General features: G+C 67.3%; 18 protein-coding genes. 8 read left to right on the forward strand and 10 right to left on the reverse strand.

Annotation, left to right across the window (positions count from 1 at the left end):
* Positions 1-84: 84 nt before the first annotated feature.
* The 4 genes from dxs to AAHS21_RS25485 all read right to left on the reverse strand — a co-directional run bounded on the left by dxs (position 85) and on the right by AAHS21_RS25485 (position 6897).
* On the reverse strand, positions 85-1998 hold the full coding sequence (gene dxs, locus AAHS21_RS25470) for a 1-deoxy-D-xylulose-5-phosphate synthase (RefSeq protein ID WP_342930310.1): 1914 nt from the start codon (positions 1996-1998) through the stop codon (positions 85-87).
* A 37-nt stretch (positions 1999-2035) separates the two neighbouring features.
* Positions 2036-3499, reverse strand: coding sequence for a cation:proton antiporter (locus AAHS21_RS25475; RefSeq protein ID WP_342930311.1), 1464 nt, complete (start codon positions 3497-3499; stop codon positions 2036-2038).
* A gap of 166 nt (positions 3500-3665) precedes the next feature.
* Complete coding sequence (locus AAHS21_RS25480) at positions 3666-4862, reverse strand: TRAM domain-containing protein (RefSeq protein ID WP_342930396.1); 1197 nt, start codon at positions 4860-4862, stop codon at positions 3666-3668.
* A 40-nt stretch (positions 4863-4902) separates the two neighbouring features.
* Positions 4903-6897, reverse strand: coding sequence for an APC family permease (locus AAHS21_RS25485; RefSeq protein WP_342930312.1), 1995 nt, complete (start codon positions 6895-6897; stop codon positions 4903-4905).
* A gap of 122 nt (positions 6898-7019) precedes the next feature.
* Between AAHS21_RS25485 and AAHS21_RS25490 the strand changes: the two genes are divergently transcribed.
* Positions 7020-7703 carry a TrkA family potassium uptake protein gene (locus AAHS21_RS25490; protein WP_342930313.1) on the forward strand — a complete coding sequence of 228 codons (684 nt, stop codon included), beginning with the start codon at positions 7020-7022 and terminating at the stop codon, positions 7701-7703.
* Positions 7704-7741: 38 nt separating this feature from the next.
* Complete coding sequence (locus AAHS21_RS25495) at positions 7742-8419, forward strand: TrkA family potassium uptake protein (RefSeq protein WP_342930314.1); 678 nt, start codon at positions 7742-7744, stop codon at positions 8417-8419.
* Here the strand turns inward: AAHS21_RS25495 and AAHS21_RS25500 are convergent.
* Both AAHS21_RS25500 and AAHS21_RS25505 read right to left on the reverse strand, forming a co-directional pair.
* A complete protein-coding gene (locus AAHS21_RS25500; RefSeq protein WP_342930397.1) occupies positions 8416-9093 on the reverse strand; it encodes a DUF3159 domain-containing protein in 678 nt (225 codons plus the stop codon). The two genes, AAHS21_RS25495 and AAHS21_RS25500, sit on opposite strands and share 4 nt — an antisense overlap.
* 2 nt (positions 9094-9095) lie before the next feature.
* Positions 9096-9464 carry an OB-fold nucleic acid binding domain-containing protein gene (locus tag AAHS21_RS25505; RefSeq protein WP_036468284.1) on the reverse strand — a complete coding sequence of 123 codons (369 nt, stop codon included), beginning with the start codon at positions 9462-9464 and terminating at the stop codon, positions 9096-9098.
* Positions 9465-9602: 138 nt separating this feature from the next.
* Here AAHS21_RS25505 and AAHS21_RS25510 point away from each other — a divergent pair, with 138 nt between their 5' ends.
* Positions 9603-10301, forward strand: a complete 699-nt coding sequence (locus tag AAHS21_RS25510; protein WP_342930315.1) for an alpha/beta hydrolase — start codon at positions 9603-9605, stop codon at positions 10299-10301.
* An 8-nt stretch (positions 10302-10309) separates the two neighbouring features.
* On the opposite strand, the gene AAHS21_RS25515 is transcribed toward AAHS21_RS25510, so the two are convergent.
* On the reverse strand, positions 10310-11089 hold the full coding sequence (locus tag AAHS21_RS25515; protein WP_342930316.1) for a DUF3710 domain-containing protein: 780 nt from the start codon (positions 11087-11089) through the stop codon (positions 10310-10312).
* Positions 11086-11550, reverse strand: coding sequence for a dUTP diphosphatase (dut, locus tag AAHS21_RS25520; RefSeq protein ID WP_342930317.1), 465 nt, complete (start codon positions 11548-11550; stop codon positions 11086-11088). Before dut ends, AAHS21_RS25515 begins: the two co-directional genes overlap by 4 nt.
* A 25-nt stretch (positions 11551-11575) precedes the next feature.
* Here dut and AAHS21_RS25525 point away from each other — a divergent pair, with 25 nt between their 5' ends.
* The gene (locus tag AAHS21_RS25525; protein ID WP_342930318.1) at positions 11576-12055 is read left to right on the forward strand and encodes a DUF3093 domain-containing protein; all 480 of its coding nucleotides are present in this window, start codon (positions 11576-11578) and stop codon (positions 12053-12055) included.
* A 9-nt stretch (positions 12056-12064) separates the two neighbouring features.
* Here AAHS21_RS25525 and AAHS21_RS25530 read toward each other — a convergent pair whose 3' ends face one another.
* Complete coding sequence (locus AAHS21_RS25530) at positions 12065-12367, reverse strand: DUF4193 domain-containing protein (RefSeq protein WP_036468275.1); 303 nt, start codon at positions 12365-12367, stop codon at positions 12065-12067.
* 182 nt (positions 12368-12549) lie between these two features.
* On the opposite strand from AAHS21_RS25530, the gene cei reads away from it, so the two are divergent.
* Positions 12550-13203 (forward strand): envelope integrity protein Cei, encoded by a 654-nt coding sequence (cei, locus tag AAHS21_RS25535; protein WP_342930319.1) that lies wholly within the window; start codon positions 12550-12552, stop codon positions 13201-13203.
* Position 13204: 1 nt separating this feature from the next.
* Here the strand turns inward: cei and AAHS21_RS25540 are convergent, their stop codons facing one another.
* Positions 13205-14074 (reverse strand): inositol monophosphatase family protein, encoded by an 870-nt coding sequence (locus AAHS21_RS25540; protein ID WP_342930320.1) that lies wholly within the window; start codon positions 14072-14074, stop codon positions 13205-13207.
* Positions 14075-14200: 126 nt separating this feature from the next.
* Here AAHS21_RS25540 and AAHS21_RS25545 point away from each other — a divergent pair, with 126 nt between their 5' ends.
* The 3 genes from AAHS21_RS25545 (at position 14201) to AAHS21_RS25555 (ending at position 17644) form a co-directional block, all read left to right on the forward strand.
* A complete protein-coding gene (locus AAHS21_RS25545; RefSeq protein ID WP_342930321.1) occupies positions 14201-15010 on the forward strand; it encodes an ROK family protein in 810 nt (269 codons plus the stop codon).
* A gap of 177 nt (positions 15011-15187) precedes the next feature.
* Positions 15188-16714, forward strand: a complete 1527-nt coding sequence (locus tag AAHS21_RS25550; protein ID WP_342930322.1) for an RNA polymerase sigma factor — start codon at positions 15188-15190, stop codon at positions 16712-16714.
* A gap of 69 nt (positions 16715-16783) precedes the next feature.
* Positions 16784-17644 carry a DUF4436 family protein gene (locus AAHS21_RS25555; protein WP_342930323.1) on the forward strand — a complete coding sequence of 287 codons (861 nt, stop codon included), beginning with the start codon at positions 16784-16786 and terminating at the stop codon, positions 17642-17644.
* Positions 17645-17673: the final 29 nt, after the last annotated feature.

Raw genomic sequence — 17673 nt, forward strand, 5'->3', positions numbered from 1 at the left:
CGCGTGGCCAAGCACCGACTGTGTCCTTGGTCCACAATTTCTATTGTATTGCTTTGGCCGGGGCCGCTTTGCACCAAATTGGTCCTAGTCCAGGTGCTCGCGGATCTCCGCTTCGGATTCGCTACTGACCAGGGCGGCAACCCAACCGGTGATCCGGCGGGCCACATCCTGGTCGGTCAGCCCGAGGTCGGCGAGCACCTCACCGCGTGAGGCGTGCTCGTAGAACCTCTGATCCAGGCCGACGTCCCGGCACGGCACGTCGATGTCGGCTCGGCGCAGCGCGGCCGAAATCGCCGACCCCACACCACCATTGACGCCGTTGTCCTCGCACGTGACGAGCAGCTTGTGCTGCACCGCCAATTCGAGTACACCGTCGGAGACCGGCAGCACCCACCGCGGGTCGATCACGGTCACACCGATCCCCTGGTTGTGCAGCCGCTTGGCCACCTCGAGCGCCATCGGGGCGAACGCGCCGACCGCCACCAGCAGCACATCGTGGCTGAGCCCGTCGGCGGGCACCGCCAGCACATCCACTCCCGACCGCTGTTCCAGCGCCGGAATGTCTTCGCCCACATCGCCTTTGGGGAACCGCAGCGCCGTGGGGCCATCGTCGACCTGCAGCGCCTCGCCGAGTTCTTCGCGCAGCCGGGTGCCGTCGCGCGGGGCGGCCACCCGCATGCCGGGCACGATGTTCAGCATCGACAGGTCCCACATGCCGTTATGGCTGGCACCGTCGGAACCGGTGACGCCGGCACGGTCGAGCACGATGGTGACGGGCAGTTTGTGCAGCGCCACGTCCATCATGATCTGGTCGAACGCCCGGTTGAGGAACGTCGAGTAGATGGCCACCACCGGGTGCATCCCACCCATCGCCAGCCCGGCGGCCGACGTCAGCGCGTGCTGCTCGGCGATGCCGACGTCGAACAGCCGGTCCGGGAATCGTTGCCCGAACGCCGACAGCCCGGTCGGGCCGGGCATCGCCGCCGTGATCGCCACGATGTCGCGGCGTTTACGGGCGTATTCAATCAGCGCGTCGGAGAAGGTCGCGGTCCAGCCCGGGCCCGGGATCTTGGTGGCCTGGCCGGTGGCCGGGTCGATCGGCGCGGTGGAGTGCATCTGTTCGGCCTCGTCAGCCTCGGCAGGGGCGTATCCCATGCCCTTGCGGGTTGCGACGTGGACGATCACCGGGCCGCCGAATCCGCGGGCCCGGCGCAGCGCGGCCTCCACGGCGCGTTCGTCGTGCCCGTCGACCGGGCCGACATACTTCAGCCCGAGGTCGGTGAACAGCAGTTGCGGCGCCAACGAGTCCTTGACGCCCGCCTTAACGCTGTGCATGAAGTGGTAGCAGATCTCGCCGATCAGCGGCACCGCGCGCACCACGTCGCGGCCCTTTTCCAGCATCTGCTCGTAGGCCGGCTGCAGCCGCAGCATGGCCAGGTGGTCAGCGACACCGCCGATCGTGGGTGCGTAGCTGCGGCCGTTGTCGTTGACGACGATGATCACGGGACGACCTGAGGCCGCGATATTGTTCAGCGCCTCCCAGCACATGCCGCCGGTCAGCGCGCCGTCCCCGACGACGGCGACGACATGCCGATTGCGGTGTCCGTTCAGCTCGAACGCCTTGGCCAGGCCGTCGGCGTAGGACAGGGCCGCACTGGCGTGGCTGGACTCCACCCAGTCGTGCTCGCTTTCGGCGCGCGACGGATAGCCCGACAGGCCGCCCTTTTTGCGCAGCGTCTCGAAGTCCTGGGCACGACCGGTCAGCATCTTGTGCACGTAGGCCTGGTGACCGGTGTCGAAGATGATCGGATCGTGCGGCGAGTCAAACACCCGGTGCAGCGCCAGCGTCAGCTCGACGACGCCGAGGTTCGGTCCGAGGTGGCCCCCGGTGGCAGCCACCTTGTGGATCAGGAACTCGCGGATCTCCTGGGCCAGATCGCGGAGTTGCTGTTGGGAAAGGTGCTGCAGATCGGCAGGGCCGCGGATCTGTTCCAACATCACGTCAGTCTACGCAGCCGACGCCGGATGTAGCTCGCTACGAGGTGCCGAACAGTTCGGCCAGGCTGTCATGAAGTTCGGGATCGGCCAGGACGACGACCTCGTCACCGGCCTCCAGTTCGGTGTCACCCCGCACCGGCACCAGGCCGGTGGCGCGCACCACCATGCTCACCCAGATGTCCCCGGCACGATCGCCGAGACCCTCAACCGTGCAGCCTTCGGCGGCTGAACCCGGGGCAACGCGCAGGCGATGGATCCCCTCGGGTTCGTCCTGCAGCCGGATACCGATCTCCCACGGCTGCGTCTCGACGGTACGCATGGGCAGCCGCAGCAGTTGGGCGACACCAGGCACCGAGCTGCCCTGCACCAGCACCGAGAAGATCACGACGACGACAACAATCCCGTACAGACGTTCCGCATCGGCGACGTGCGCGGCCCGCAGGAACTCGCCCAGCAGGATCGGCACCGCACCCTTGAGGCCGGCGAAGAGGATGAAGACGCGTTCGTTTCGCTGCAACCGGACCGGAAGCAGACAGGAGCCCACCGCCAACGGCCGAATCACCACGGTCAGGGTCACGCCGAGGATGAGCCCGGGAATCCATACGTCGGGGTGGGCAAGGACGTTGAGGTCGACGGTCAACCCCAGGACGGCGAACGCGACGATTTCGGCCAGACCCGCCAACGCGGCGTGGAATCGCTTGATATCCGGCTTGTAGGGCGCGCGCGCGTCACCGATCACGATGCCCGCGACGAACACCGCCAGAAATCCCGAGCCGTGCGCCAGCGTAGCAATGCCGTACAGCATCAGGCTCGATGCCAGCGTCCGCAGCGAGTAGAGGCCTTCGCTCGGCAGTGCCACGCGGCGCATGAACACGAGCAGGGCGCGGCCACCGATCACCCCGACGGCCAGGCCGATCGCCATCTGCAGTGCGAATTCGGTTCCCACGCGGGCGAATCCGGCCGCCGTGAGGCCACCGGCGGCGATCAGGCTGCTCATCAGCGCGATTCCGACCGGGTCGTTGGCGCCGGATTCGCCTTCCAGGATGGTGCTGCTGCGACCGGCGATCTCGCGTTTGCCCAGCACCGAGAAGACCACGGCCGGGTCGGTGGGAGCCACGGCGGTGGCCACGAGCACCGCAGGGAACCAGTCGATTTCGCACAGATAGTGCAGGATCACCGCGGCGCCGGCGGCGGTGAGCGCGGTGCCGATGACGCCGACCGAGAGGATCGGGGCGGCGGCCGCGCGGAAGCGCGCGGGCCCGATGTGCATGCCGCCGTCGAACAACACCAGCACCAGCGCGATGGTGATCACCCGCTCGACGGTCGGCTCCGAGGGTGACTGCACCGCTGATACGGTGTGCGCGGCGACCGCGGCTCCGACCAGAACCAGCAGGGGCACCGGAATTTTGACCCGCTCGGTGAGCCGATTCGCCAGCACCGCGATCAGGCCGACGGCACTGGCGAACAAGACCAGTAATGCGTACCGGAAAGTCTCGTTCACGTCACCGACCCGTGGGTGAGCATGAATAGGACGGTCGCGAAGCGTTGTTCGGCGCCAGCCACTCGAGCCTCTCGATCGTTCGACAACGGCATCGCCGACCAGACTTCCCGGCACCCCGCGACGGAGTCTAACGTGCCGCGGGAGTCGCCGCAGCGGCATCGCACCGTTACCGGGTCAGCAGCGCGATGCATTCGGTGTGATGAGTCAGCGGGAACGCGTCGAACACCGTGATCCGTTCGACGGCATAACCATGCCCAAGGTACAGGCCGATGTCGCGAGCGAAAGACGCTGCCTCACAACCGATGTGCACCACCCGCCGAACGCCGGCGGCGGCGAGGAGGTCGATGACGTCACGTCCGGCGCCCGACCGCGGCGGATCCAGCACCGCGATGTCGGCGCCGGCTTTCTGCGCCGACACCGCGCGACGCACCGAATCGTTGATGATGTCCACCTGCGGAAGATCAACCAGTGCGGCCCGCGCGGCCCGCGTCGACGCGCGCGAGGTGTCGACGCACAGAACCCGCCCCGACTCCCCCACCGCGTCGCCCAGGGCGGCGGCGAAAACGCCGACGCCGCCGTACAGGTCCCACACGCTCATGCCGGTGCCGGGTTGCGCCCAGTCGGTGACCAGAGCGCTGTACACCCGCGCCGCATCCCGGTGCGCCTGCCAGAACGCGGTCACCGGCACCTCCCAGCTGCGCCGCCCGACGCGTTGGGTTGCCTCGTAGTTGCCCTGCACCACGTTGGTCGCCGTTCGGCCGCCCTTACGCAGGGTGCGCACCACATGGCGGCGTCCGTCGTCATCGACGGCGACGTGCAGCTGTGCGTTCGCAGACAGGTCGGCCGGAGAACACGCCTGGGCCAGTCCGTCCAGCATGCCCGGCGGCAATTGCGCACACCGCAGGTCGGTCACCAGCTCGTCGCTGTGGTAGCGGTGAAACCCGGGGCGGGCGTCGGCGCCCACCTCGAGGCGCACCCTGGTGCGCCAGCCGGTGGGGCCGCAATCCGAAAGTGGTTGTGCCTCACCGCTCCAGTGATGCCCGCCCAGGCGTTCCAGCTGATTGGCCACGACCTGACCCTTGAGCGTCCGGGCCGCTTCCGGGATGGCAAATGCCAGGTCACAACACCCGGCGCCCTCGGCACCCGCGATCGGGCACAACGAATCGGTCCGGTCCGCCGACGCGTCGAGGACTTCGACAACCTCTGCGTGCCAATAAGATCCCCGGTCCGCGGTGACCCGCACCCGCACCCGCTCGCCGGGTAAGGCGTAGCGGACGAACACCACCCGGCCCTCGTGGTGCGCCACACAGCTACCACCGTTGGCGGCGGCACCGGCCAGCAGCGTCAGCTCCCCGGGCGACAGCGAGGACTCGGCACTCACGATCTTGTCCTCGTCGAGCCGGTTAGTCGAAGATCCCGCGACGGGCGTCACCGGGAGCGGCGTGCGGCTGCAAGGTCTTGAGCCGCTCCGACGAATTCAATTGCCAGGGAACCGAAGTCACCATCACGTTGGGCATGAACAGCAGCCGGCCCTTGAGTCGCAACGCGCTTTGGTTGTGCAGCACCTGCTCCCACCAGTGGCCGACGACGTACTCGGGAATGAACACCGTCACCACGGTGCGCGGCGAGTCCTTGCTGACTCGCTTGACGTAATCGAGCACCGGACGGGTGATGTCGCGGTAGGGAGAGGCGATGACCTTCAGCGGCACGCTGATCTCGCTGTGCTCCCAATCATGCACCAGCTCACGGGTTTCCACGTCGTCCACGCTGACCGTGACGGCCTCGAGCACATCGGGGCGGGTCGCGCGCGCGTAGGCCAGCGCGCGCAGGGTCGGTAGATGCAGCTTCGACACCAGCACCAGGGCGTGGTTGCGGCTGGGCAGCACCACGTCGTGCTGGGCGGCCGCCTGCTCCTCCAGTTCCCGGGAGACGGTGGCGTAGTGCCTGCGGATCATCTTCATGATGACGAACAGCGCGCCCATTGCGACGATCGCGATCCAGGCACCGGCAAAGAATTTGGTGACCAGCACCACCAGCAGAACCGCGCCGGTGGATAGCAGACCGACCGTGTTGATCACCCGCGAGCGCTTCATCTTGGCCCGCATCTTCGGGTCGGTCTCGGTGCGCAACAGGCGAGTCCAGTGCCGGACCATGCCGATTTGGCTCAGCGTGAACGATATGAACACGCCGACGATGTAAAGCTGGATCAGCGCGGTGACCTCACCGCGGAACGCGATGACGAAGGCCAGCGCCGCCGCCGACAGAAACAGGATCCCGTTCGAGAAGGCCAGGCGGTCACCACGGGTGTGCAGCTGGCGCGGCAGATAGCTGTGCTGTGCGAGCACCGAGCCGAGCACCGGGAAACCGTTGAACGCGGTGTTGGCCGCCAGCACCAAGATCAGGGCCGTCACGGTGGCGATGAGCAGGAAGCCGATTCGGAAACTGCCGAACACCGTCTCGGCCAGCTGGGTGACCAGTGTCTTCTGCATGTAGCCGGCCGGCGCACCCGTCAACTGAGTGGCAGGGTCATCGACCAGCTGCACATGGATCTGCTGGGCCAGCACGATGATGCCCATCAGCAGCGTCACCGCGATCACGCCCAGCATCAGCAGCGTCGTTGCGGCGTTGCGGGACTTGGGTTTCTGGAACGCCGGGACGCCATTGCTGATCGCCTCGACACCGGTCAGCGCCGCGCAGCCGGACGAGAACGAGCGGGCCAGCAGGAAGGCGAACGCGAAGCCGACGATCTGGCCGTGCTCGGCATGCATCTGGAAGGCCGCGGATTCGGCCCGCAGCGGATCGCCCAGCACGAAAATCCGGATCAGCCCCCAGCCGATCATCACGACGACCCCGACGATGAACGCATACGTCGGGATCGCGAAAGCCACCCCGGACTCGCGGATCCCGCGCAAATTCAACGCCATCACGAACAGGATGGCGGCCACACAGAACCACACCTTGTTCTCCGCCACCAGCGGAACCGCCGAACCGATGTTCGCCATCGCGGACGATGTCGAAACAGCAACGGTGAGAACATAATCCACCATCAGCGCACTGGCCACGACGAGGCCGGCGGTCTCGCCCAGGTTGGTGGTGACCACTTCGTAGTCACCGCCCCCGGAGGGGTAGGCGTGCACGTTCTGCCGGTAGCTGGCCACCACCACCAACATGACCGCGGCCACCGCAAGCCCGATCCACGGCGTCAGCGCGTAGGCGGCCGCTCCGGCCACCGAGAGCATCAAGAAGACTTCCTCGGGCGCGTACGCCACTGACGACAGTGCGTCGGAGGCGAACACCGGCAAGGCGATGCGTTTGGGCAGCAGGGTGTGGCTCAGCCGGTCGCTGCGTTGTGGTCGCCCGATGAGCAACCGGCGCGCTGCGGTTGAAAGTTTGGACACGAGAGCCAAGAGTAAGCGCAACAGGCCATGCCGGTAGCGTTCCGTGGGCGAGAATATTCCCGACGGAAATCGGCTGGCCACAAGTTTGCCGATGGAACACGACCCAGCCGAGAGGACCTGACGTGCGGGTGGTTGTAATGGGCTGTGGCCGGGTGGGCTCTTCGCTGGCCGACGGACTGTCCCGAATTGGCCACGACGTCGCCGTGATCGACCGCGACAGCACGGCATTCAACCGGCTGAGTCCGGAGTTCGCCGGCGAGCGGGTGCTGGGCCAGGGCTTCGACCGGGACGTGCTGCTGAAGGCCGGCATCGAGGAGACCGACGCGTTCGCCGCGGTGTCCAGCGGGGACAACTCCAACATCATTTCGGCCCGGTTGGCCCGCGAGACGTTCGGCGTTAAGCGGGTGGTGGCCCGGATCTACGACGCCAAGCGCGCCGAGGTCTACGAACGCCTCGGCATTCCCACGATTGCCACCGTGCCGTGGACCACCGACCGGCTGCTCGGTCTGTTGACCCGCGACACCGAGACCGCCAAGTGGCGCGACCCCACCGGCACGGTCGCGGTCGCCGAGGTCGTCCTGCACGAGGACTGGGCGGGCCGCCGCGCCACCGATCTCGAGCAGGCCACCGGTGCGCGCGTGGCGTTTCTGATCCGGTTCGGCACCGGCATCCTGCCCGAGCCCAAGACGGTCATCCAGGCCGGCGATCAGGTCTACATCGCCGCGATCTCCGGCCGCGCCGCCGAGGCGGTAGCCATCGCCGCCCTGCCGCCCGCCGACGACATCGATTCGGGGACGGGACATTGAACCCGGGCCGCCGGACCGCGACTTAAGGAGCGCCGCACATGAAGGTAGCTATCGCCGGGGCGGGAGCGGTCGGCCGCTCGGTCGCCCGCGAACTGCTCGAGAACAACCACGACATCACCCTGATCGAACGCAACCCCGACCACGTCGACGTCGACGCGATCCCGGCCGCGCACTGGCGACTCGGCGACGCCTGTGAACTGAGCCTGCTGGAATCGGTCCACCTCGAGGATTTCGACGTCGTGGTCGCCGCGACCGGCGACGACAAAGCCAACGTCGTGCTCAGCTTGCTGGCCAAGACCGAGTTCGCGGTGCCCCGGGTGGTGGCCAGGGTCAATGATCCCCGCAACGAATGGCTGTTCACCGACGCCTGGGGTGTCGACGTCGCGGTGTCCACCCCGCGCATGCTGGCGTCACTGATCGAAGAAGCCGTCGCCGTGGGCGATTTGGTGCGCCTGATGGAATTCCGGCGGGGCCAGGCCAACCTGGTCGAGATCACGCTGCCCGACGACACGCCCTGGGGCGGCAAGCCGGTTCGCCGGCTCGAGCTGCCCCGCGATGCCGCCCTGGTGACCATCCTGCGCGGGCCACGCGTGATCGTCCCGGAAGCCGACGAGCCACTGGAAGGCGGCGACGAGTTGCTCTTCGTCGCGGTCACCGAGGTGGAAGAGGACCTGCGCAAGCTGGTGCTGCCGGCGGTGGCGCCGCCCGACAGCTAGTCGCCGACGGTGTCGGCGTCGATCGGCACGGCGGCAGGATCGACGGCATCGCCGGCGCCGGCCATCGCGCGCTGCGCGGCCCTGATCGCCCCGTAGGTGACCAGCGCAGCGGCTGCGGTCAGCGGCCAGCCCATCCCGATGCGCGCCGCTGCCAGCCAGCCGGTCTGGTCGGCGTCGTAGAGCAGTCGCTGCACCACGAACCGCGCGGCGAAGACCAGCGTCCAGCACAGCGTGGCGATGTCGAACGCGTAGACGGCCCGCGACACGTCGCGCCACGCGCGGTCACGCCCGGTGGCCCAGCTCCAGGCGTATCCGACCAGCGGGCGGCGGATCACGACGGACACCGCGAAGACCACGGCCCACACCAGCGAGAGCCAGATGCCGATCAGGAAGTAACCCTTGGAGGCCCCGACGAAGTAGGCGATCAGCGCGCAGACCGCGACCCCGAAGAATCCGGAGAACGCCGGCTGCGTGGATTCGCGCCGAATCAGCCGCCACACCAGGACGAGTGCGGCCAGCCCCAGCGCGGCCCCGATCGCGGGCACCAGGCCGAGCAGGCTGGAAGCCGCCACGAAGGTGACGACGGGCAGCGACGAGTAGATCAGGCCGCTCACCCCGCCCAGCTGGCTCAGCAGGCGTTCTGGGTTGATGCGGTTAGAATTGTTACCGGGCAGAGTCAACGCTGAATTTCGTAATGCGGGTTGTAGATGGCCTTGGTTCCGTTCTCCAGCTTGCCCATCCGGCCGCTCACCCGCAAAGTGCGTCCCGAGTCGATGCCGGGGATCCGGCGCTGGCCCAACCAGACCAGGGTCACGGTGTCGCTGCCGTCGAACAGTTCGGCCTTCACACCGCCCGCGCAGCCCTTGCCGTTACATTCCACGCTGCGCAACGTGCCCACCATGGTGACCTCTTGGCCACGTTCGCAATCGATCGCGCGCTGCGCGCCAGTGCTCGCGACTTCGTCCGACAATTCCTCGGAATCGCGTTGCTCCGGGTCCTCCGTCAACCGACGGGTGAGGCGGCGCAAATAACCCTGGGCCCCCATGGCCACTCCTGACAATTGGAGAAAAAGCTGCGGTGCTTTCATCTATGCCAACGGACACCGTAGACCTGTTGGTTCCCCTGCGCCAACCGAATCAAACTGTGATTTTGGAAGGTTCGCCGCGCCGGGCAGTATCGGGGCGTGGGTGTCGATTTGCGCGGTGTGACGGCGGTGCTGTTGCCCGGAACCGGATCCGACGACGTCTACGTCAATCGGGCATTTTCCGGCCCGCTGCGCAACGCCGGCGCGCGGCTCGTTTGCCCGCCGCCGCGGCCGGAAAGTTTGGTCGACGGCTACCTGTCCGCCTTGGACGACGCGGCGCGCCAGGGACCCATCGCCGTCGGCGGAATCTCGATCGGTGCTGCCGTAGCGGCCGCCTGGGCACTGGCACACCCAGGTCAAACGGTCGCCGTGCTGGCCGCGCTGCCCGCCTGGTCGGGACCACCGGGGTCGGCGCCGGCCGCGCTCGCCGCGCGGTATTCGGCGTCCCAGCTACGCACCGAGGGCCTGGCCGCCACCACCGCACAGATGCGAGCGTCGAGCCCGGCCTGGCTGGCCGATGAGCTGACCCGGTCCTGGCTTGCCCAATGGCCACTGCTGCCCGATGCCATGGACGAAGCGGCCGCCTACGTCGCGCCCAGCTGTGACGAACTCAACACGCTCGCGGCGCCTCTCGGCGTGGCGGCCGCGGTCGACGATCCGATTCATCCGCTGCAGGCCGGTGTCGACTGGGCCGCCGCCGCGCCGCACGCGGCGTTGCGAACGGTAACCCTCGATCAGATCGGCGCGGACAGCGCCGCGCTCGGGGCGGCCTGCTTGGCGGCGCTGGCCGACGCGTAGGGGCCGGGTCAGCCGCCGGTGGTGGTGCGCAGCTGCTGCATGGCCGAGCCGTCCGCGCTGCGGCGCGCGGCCGGATCGTTGGGCGGGGATTGCGCTTCGGTTTGTTCGGCGGCCTGCTGCGCCGCCTCAGCCTGCTGCAGGGCGGCCTGACGCAGTTGCTCGGCCATCGGTTCGGGAAGGTTGACGGCCAGCGGCGTGCGCACCGGCAGTGGGGTGTCGCCGCGGCGAACCACGGTGTCCGCCAACGCCGAGCGTGCCTCCTGCTCGAGTGCCTCGATGGTTTCGTGCGGGCCGTTGATGACGCACCGGATCATCCAGCGGTAGCCATCGACCCCGATGAAGCGCACCACCCCCGACGCGGTACCGACCACCTCGCGGCCCCACGGGCCGTCCTTGATGCTGACTTGGGCCGAGTCCTTGCGCAGCGAGTCGGCGAGCTCGCCGGCCACCTCGCGCCACAGGCCGCCGGTCTTGGGTGCGGCGTAGGCGGCGATCGTGAACCGGCCGTTGGGCGTGACGACCCACACGGCGCTCGGGACGCCGGTCTCAGTCAGCTCGACCTGCAGCTGGCCGGCTTCGGGCATCGGGATGAGCACCGAGCCCAGATCGAGCCGGGCCAGCTCCGCGACCGCCGGGTCGTCGAAGTCGTCGATGTCGAACGGACCATCCAGCTCGTCCTCGAATTCGTCGTCGACCGGGTCGGCGGCGACCTCCGGTGCGGCCGAGTCGTCGCCGGCCGGCGCGTCGGAGGTGTCGTCTTTGCCTGAACGTTTACCGAATGCCATCACAAACTCGCATGTCCGCCGGAGGAACCGTGACCACCATCGCCACGGGATGTTTCGGCCAGCCCGGCCACGTCGAACGACGCGACCTCGACCAGCTCGACTAACTCGACCCGCTGCACCAGCAACTGGGCGATGCGATCGCCGCGGTGCACCACGATCGGCTCGGCCGGGTCGAGATTGATCAGTGAGATCTTGACCTCGCCGCGATAGCCGGCATCGATCGTACCCGGACTGTTGACGATCGAAAGTCCAACCCGCGCAGCCAATCCCGAGCGGGGGTGCACCAGGCCGACCATCCCGAACGGAATAGCGACCGCCACACCGGTACGGACCAGGGCGCGTTGCCCCGGGCCCAGCGTGACGTCTTCTGCGCTGAACAGATCAACCCCCGCGTCGCCGTCGTGGGCACGACTGGGCAGCGGGAGCTCGGGGTCGAGGCGGACTATGGCCAGACTGGTCGACACGGGGCCACAGACTACCCTTGACCGCGTGTCGAGTACGCGCGTCGCGCCGCACAGTGTGCGATATCGCGAACGGCTGTGGGTCCCATGGTGGTGGTGGCCACCGGCCTTCGCGCTGGCGACGCTGATCGCCGTCGAAGTCAATCTGGGCGTCAAGGCGCTGCCCGACTGGCTGCCGTTCGTGGTGCTGTACATCGTGGCGACCGGCGCGCTGCTGTGGCTGGGCCGCGTCGAAATCCGGGTCACCGCCGGGGACGACGGTGTGGTGCAGCTGTGGGCCGGGGAAGCCCACCTGCCGGTCACCGTGATCGCCCGATCCGCAGAGATAGCGGCGACGGCGAAGTCGGCGGCCCTGGGACGTCAGCTCGATCCCGCGGCGTATGTCGTGCATCGCGCATGGGTCGGGCCGATGATTTTGCTCGTCCTCGACGATCCAGACGACCCGACGCCGTACTGGATGGTGAGCTGCCGTCACCCGGAGCGGGTGCTGTCGGCACTGACACGCTAGCTGCAGCTATCAGGCTGCGCAGTCGGTGCAGATCATCACGCCGTTCTTCTCGCTGGCAAGTCGACTGCGGTGTTGCACCAGAAAGCAGCTCGAGCAGGTGAACTCGTCGGCTTGTTTCGGAATGACCCGAACCGATAGCTCCTCGCCAGACAAGTCAGCGCCAGGCAGTTCGAAATTCTCGGCGGACTCGGATTCGTCCACGTCGACAACAGCCGACGCGGCCTCGTTCCGCCGTGCCTTGAGCTCCTCCAGCGAGTCCTCCGAAACGTCGTCTGTTTCGGTACGCCGTGGAGCGTCATAGTCGGTAGGCATCGTCCAATCCCCTCACATGCCTGCGTTACCTCAGGCAACGCTTTGTACCAGCGTCGAACGCATCCACCAAACGATTCGTGCCCGCAACGCGGTCGGATGGGTTGTGATTTACCTCACACCCCCGAATTAACCCTCATATTCGCCGTTAAACAGTGGATTTGGTGTGCGGCTAGAGTGCAGCTGTGGTCGCACAAATCACCGAGGGTACAGCCTTCGACAAGCACGGTCGGCCCTTTCGGCGACGCAATCCCCGACCCGCGATTGTCGTGCTGGTTTTCCTGGTGTTGGTGACCGGCGTCGCGTGGACGGTGGCGCTGACGCGACCGGCCAAGGTTCGCGAAGCTCAGGTGTGCAACCCGCCCCCAGCGCCGGCCAACGGATCGGCGCCGGCCCAACTCGGCGAGCAAATGTCGCGCAGTGCGATGGCCGACGTGCCGCCCGCCAAACTCGCCGACACCAAGGTTCGCGTGCTCAACGCCAGCGGCCGCGGTGGCCAGGCCGCCGATGTCGCCGGCGCGATGAAAGATCTGGGGTTCGCGCAGCCGACCGCGGCCAACGACCCGATCTACGCCGGCGCCCGGCTGAACTGCCAGAGTCAGATCCGGTTCGGCACGGCAGGCGGGGCCACGGCCGCTGCGGTGTGGCTGGTCGCCCCGTGCAGCGAGCTGTTCAACGACAACCGCGCCGACGATTCCGTCGACCTCGCGATCGGCACGGAATTCACCGCGCTGGCCCACAACGACGACATCGACTCGGTACTGGCCAGCCTGCGCCCCGGTGCCACCGGATCGTCGGATCCCTCGCTGCTGTCCAAGATTCACGCCAGCAGCTGCTGACTCAATCGGCGATCGGCGCCAACCCGTCGAACTTTTCAAGCGCCGCCAGCAGCGCGTCGGCGATTCCGGGGGCGGCCGCCACCACCAGCCCCGCCGCCGATCCCGACTGCCCGACAGGCGGCACCAACACCCGCGCCCCGGCCTCGGCCGCGATCAACCCACCGGCGGCACGATCCCACACCTGCAGTCCGTGCTCGTAGTAGGCGTCCAGCCGTCCCGCCGCGACCATGCACAGATCCAGGGCGGCGGATCCGACGCGGCGCACGTCCCGCACCAACGGCAGCATCTTCGCCAACAGCGCGGCCTGACTGGTGCGGCGCCCGATCGAATACCCAAACCCCGTGCCCAACAAGGCCATCGACAGATCGTCGACGTCGGCACACCGCAGCGGATGCGTGCTCTGCGCGTCGATGACGTACGCACCGAGGCCCTGTGCCGCGGAATAGACCCGTCCCGCCACGACGTCGGCGACCGCGCCGGCCACCGACACGCCATTGATCTGCGCGCCGACCGACACCGCGTAGGCCGGGATGCCGTAGACGAAATTCACCGTGCCATCGATCGGGTCGAGCACCCAGGTGACCGCATCATCGGACGCTGCCTCCTGTTCGGTCGGCCCGCCGCCCTCTTCCCCGAGAATCGGGTCGCCAGGCCGTAATTCGGCCAACCGGTCGCGCAGCAGCCGTTCGGTCTCGGTGTCGACCACCGTGACCGGGTCGGTCGGTGTGCTCTTGGACCGCACCGCGCCGCTGTCGGTCTTGCCCGCGTGCACGCCGAACACCTCGGCGCGGCGAGACCTGACGAACTCGGCGGCTTCGGCGGCTAGCGTTTCGGCTACTGCGCGCAGCTGCGCGGGCTCGGATCGCGTCACGGGTCCATCGCAACACAGTCAGCCACCGCGCCGCAGACCGACAGCACCCCGATCGGATTGCCCGACCGCAACCGCAGCGTGGCCCGCTAAGGTGTGAACGATCCCAAATCTCGCCAAGGAGATTCGATGACCAGCACCGACTCGGCCACGGATGCACCGGGCACCGAGGCAGCCTCCGGCACGCCGCAGCGTCGTGGATTCGGCATCGACGTCGGCGGCAGCGGAATCAAAGGCGGAATCGTCGACCTGGACACCGGACTGCTGATCGGCGACCGGGTCAAACTGCTGACACCGCAACCCGCCACCCCGTCGGCCGTCGCCAAGACCATCGCCAAGGTCGTCAACGAATTCGGCTGGACCGGTCCGCTCGGGGTGACCTACCCGGGCGTCGTCACCAACGGCATCGTCCAGACCGCCGCGAACGTGGACCGCGCCTGGATCGGGACCAACGCGCGCGACGTGATCAGCTCAAAGCTGGACGGCCAGGACGTCACGGTTCTCAACGATGCCGACGCGGCCGGGCTCGCCGAGGAGCGCTACGGCGCCGGCAAGGGCAAGTCCGGCCTGGTCGTGTTGCTCACCTTCGGAACGGGCATCGGATCGGCCTTGATCCACAACGGAAAGCTGATACCCAACACCGAATTCGGCCATCTCGAGGTGGGCGGCAAAGAGGCCGAGAAACGCGCGGCGTCGTCGGTCAAAGACAAGAACAAGTGGAGCTACCCGCGCTGGACCAAAGAGGTGACCAGAGTGCTGATCGCGATCGAGAACGCGATCTGGCCCGACCTGATCATCGCCGGCGGTGGGATTAGCCGAAAGGCCGACGAGTGGGTGCCGCTGCTGAAAAACCGGACCCCGGTGGTGGCCGCGGCATTGCTCAATACGGCCGGAATCGTGGGCGCCGCGATGGCCTCCACCGCGGACGTGACGCACTGAATTTTCCCCGGTAGGGCGGTACGAGCGCGCACTGTCGTTACAATGGTCCACGGCGACCGCCCGACAGAAAGCGTGCGAGCAGTCACGCTCATACCAACGCCGACATTCGACATAGCAGACACTTTCGGTTAACCATGCCCAAACCCACCGAAAGTGAGTCCAACCAAAGGGGTATACGTGGCAGCGACGAAGACCAGCGCGGAAACCGATGAGCCGGTGAAGCGCACCGCCACGAAGACTCCCGCCAAGCGGCCCGCGGCAAAGGCCGCCAACGGCTCCGCACCGGCAAAACGCGCGACAAAGACCGCACCTCGGGCCACCAAGCCCGCCGACGACACTGAGGCGACCATCGAAAAGAAGCCCCGCACCCCCGCCAAGGCCGCCACGGGCAAGGCGCCGGCCGGACGCGGCACCAAGGCCACGGCCAAAGACGTCGGCGACGACGAGAACTTGGAGAGCGTCGACGAGACCGCCGAGGAGCTCGACGGCGAGCCCGACCTCGAAGGCGAGGATCTCGACCTCGAGGGTGACCTCAGCCTCGACGACCTCGAGGAGGACGTCGCCGGCGACGAGGCCGAGGCGGACGACGACACCGCCGACGGCGAGGGGGACGAAGCCGAAGAGGTCGTGACAGTCGTGAAGCCGGCGGTGGCCAAGAAGCCGGCCGAAGACGAGGAGGAGATCGCCGAGCCGTCCGAAAAGGACAAGGCATCCGGCGATTTCGTCTGGGACGAAGACGAATCCGAGGCGTTGCGGCAGGCCCGCAAGGACGCCGAGCTGACCGCGTCGGCGGACTCGGTTCGCGCCTACCTCAAGCAAATCGGCAAGGTGGCACTGCTCAACGCCGAGGAAGAGGTCGAGCTCGCCAAGCGGATCGAAGCCGGTCTGTACGCCACGCAGCTGATGGCCGAGCTGGTCGAGCGCGGCGACAAGCTGCCCGCCGCCCAGCGCCGCGACATGATGTGGATCTGCCGCGACGGAGATCGTGCGAAAAACCATCTACTGGAAGCCAACCTGCGACTGGTGGTCTCGCTGGCCAAGCGCTACACCGGCCGCGGCATGGCGTTCCTCGACCTGATCCAGGAAGGAAACCTGGGCCTGATCCGCGCGGTCGAGAAGTTCGACTACACCAAGGGATACAAGTTCTCCACCTACGCCACGTGGTGGATCCGCCAGGCGATCACCCGCGCGATGGCCGACCAGGCCCGTACCATCCGCATCCCGGTGCACATGGTCGAGGTGATCAACAAGCTGGGCCGCATTCAGCGCGAGCTGCTGCAGGACCTGGGCCGCGAGCCCACGCCTGAGGAGCTGGCCAAGGAAATGGACATCACGCCGGAGAAGGTGCTGGAGATCCAGCAGTACGCGCGTGAGCCCATCTCGCTGGACCAGACGATCGGCGACGAGGGCGACAGCCAGCTCGGCGACTTCATCGAGGACAGCGAAGCGGTGGTGGCCGTCGACGCGGTGTCGTTCACGTTGCTGCAGGACCAGTTGCAGTCGGTGCTCGAGACGCTCTCGGAGCGTGAAGCCGGCGTAGTACGACTGCGCTTCGGGCTCACCGACGGCCAGCCTCGTACCCTCGACGAGATCGGTCAGGTCTACGGCGTGACCCGCGAGCGCATCCGCCAGATCGAATCCAAGACCATGTCGAAGCTGCGCCACCCAAGCCGTTCCCAGGTCCTGCGCGACTACCTCGACTAGCCCCCAGCTGTTCAGCCGGCGTTCAACCGTCGACCCGCCCGGCCGGGTCCACTCGTTTACGGTGTGGGCGTGGCGGTGGGCACGGACTTCAAAAATGTTCGGGCAGTGCACAACCGGCGCCCCCTCGCGCTGCTCGCCATAGCCGCGTTCCTGGCCGTCCTGACGATCACGGCGGTGTCCTACGAGAAGGCCGGCCACGCGACGGGCGTCAACGGCGACCGGAACCTGAGCGACGGCATCCGCATACATGCCGACATCCAAAAGATCAGTCCCACCGACAACCAGTTGGTGGTCGGACTGCAATTCGAGCCGAGAGGACGCTTCGCGCAGGACGGCGTGTTCTTGGCCAATAACGTGCGCGTCGTCGCGGTCGGAGGCGCGGGCCTGGTTGACGAATCATTTGCCGCAGGCGGGCTGATGACGGCACAAACGCTGCCCGTCGCGCTGGAAACCGGCGACGTCAGCCAGTACCCGTTCGACCGCTACACCGCGCTTTTCAGCGTTCGCATCCTGGCCACCGATGGCACCCCGGTCCCGACCGTGCTGCTCGCCGGCGGGTCGGTGCACGGCTACAGCATCAGCATCGGCAACCCGCCGCGGGAGCCGAACGAGGGCAACGACCTGACGATCAGCGTGCGACGCGCGCCTTCGACATGGATCTTCGCGGTATTCATCATCTTGCTGATGTGGACGTTGACGATCCTGGCAATACTGCTCGTAGCCAATCAAATTCGCAGCGATCGACCGATCGACGGCACACTTATCTCATTCCTTGGCGTTCTTCTGTTTTCGTTTTCGGCAGTGCGCAACTCGATGCCCAACGCGCCGGCCGTTGGCGCACTCACCGACTACCTGTCCTTCTTTTGGTGTGAATTGGTGCTCGGACTCTGCGTGGTCGCGATGCTCGTTGTCCGCATCCGCCGCGACTGAATCGCTTGTGCTGTAGCTATTTTCGCGAT

It is taken from the genome of Mycobacterium sp. 050272 (assembly GCF_039023525.1).
Taxonomy (GTDB): Bacteria; Actinomycetota; Actinomycetes; order Mycobacteriales; family Mycobacteriaceae; genus Mycobacterium.

Coding starts and splice junctions, on each gene's coding strand:
- dxs (WP_342930310.1), bottom strand. CDS start 1,998: ATGTTGGAACAGATCCGCGGCCCTGCCGATCTGCAGCACCTTTCCCAA.
- AAHS21_RS25495 (WP_342930314.1), top strand. CDS start 7,742: ATGAAGGTAGCTATCGCCGGGGCGGGAGCGGTCGGCCGCTCGGTCGCC.
- AAHS21_RS25505 (WP_036468284.1), bottom strand. CDS start 9,464: ATGGGGGCCCAGGGTTATTTGCGCCGCCTCACCCGTCGGTTGACGGAG.
- AAHS21_RS25530 (WP_036468275.1), bottom strand. CDS start 12,367: ATGCCTACCGACTATGACGCTCCACGGCGTACCGAAACAGACGACGTT.
- AAHS21_RS25545 (WP_342930321.1), top strand. CDS start 14,201: ATGACCAGCACCGACTCGGCCACGGATGCACCGGGCACCGAGGCAGCC.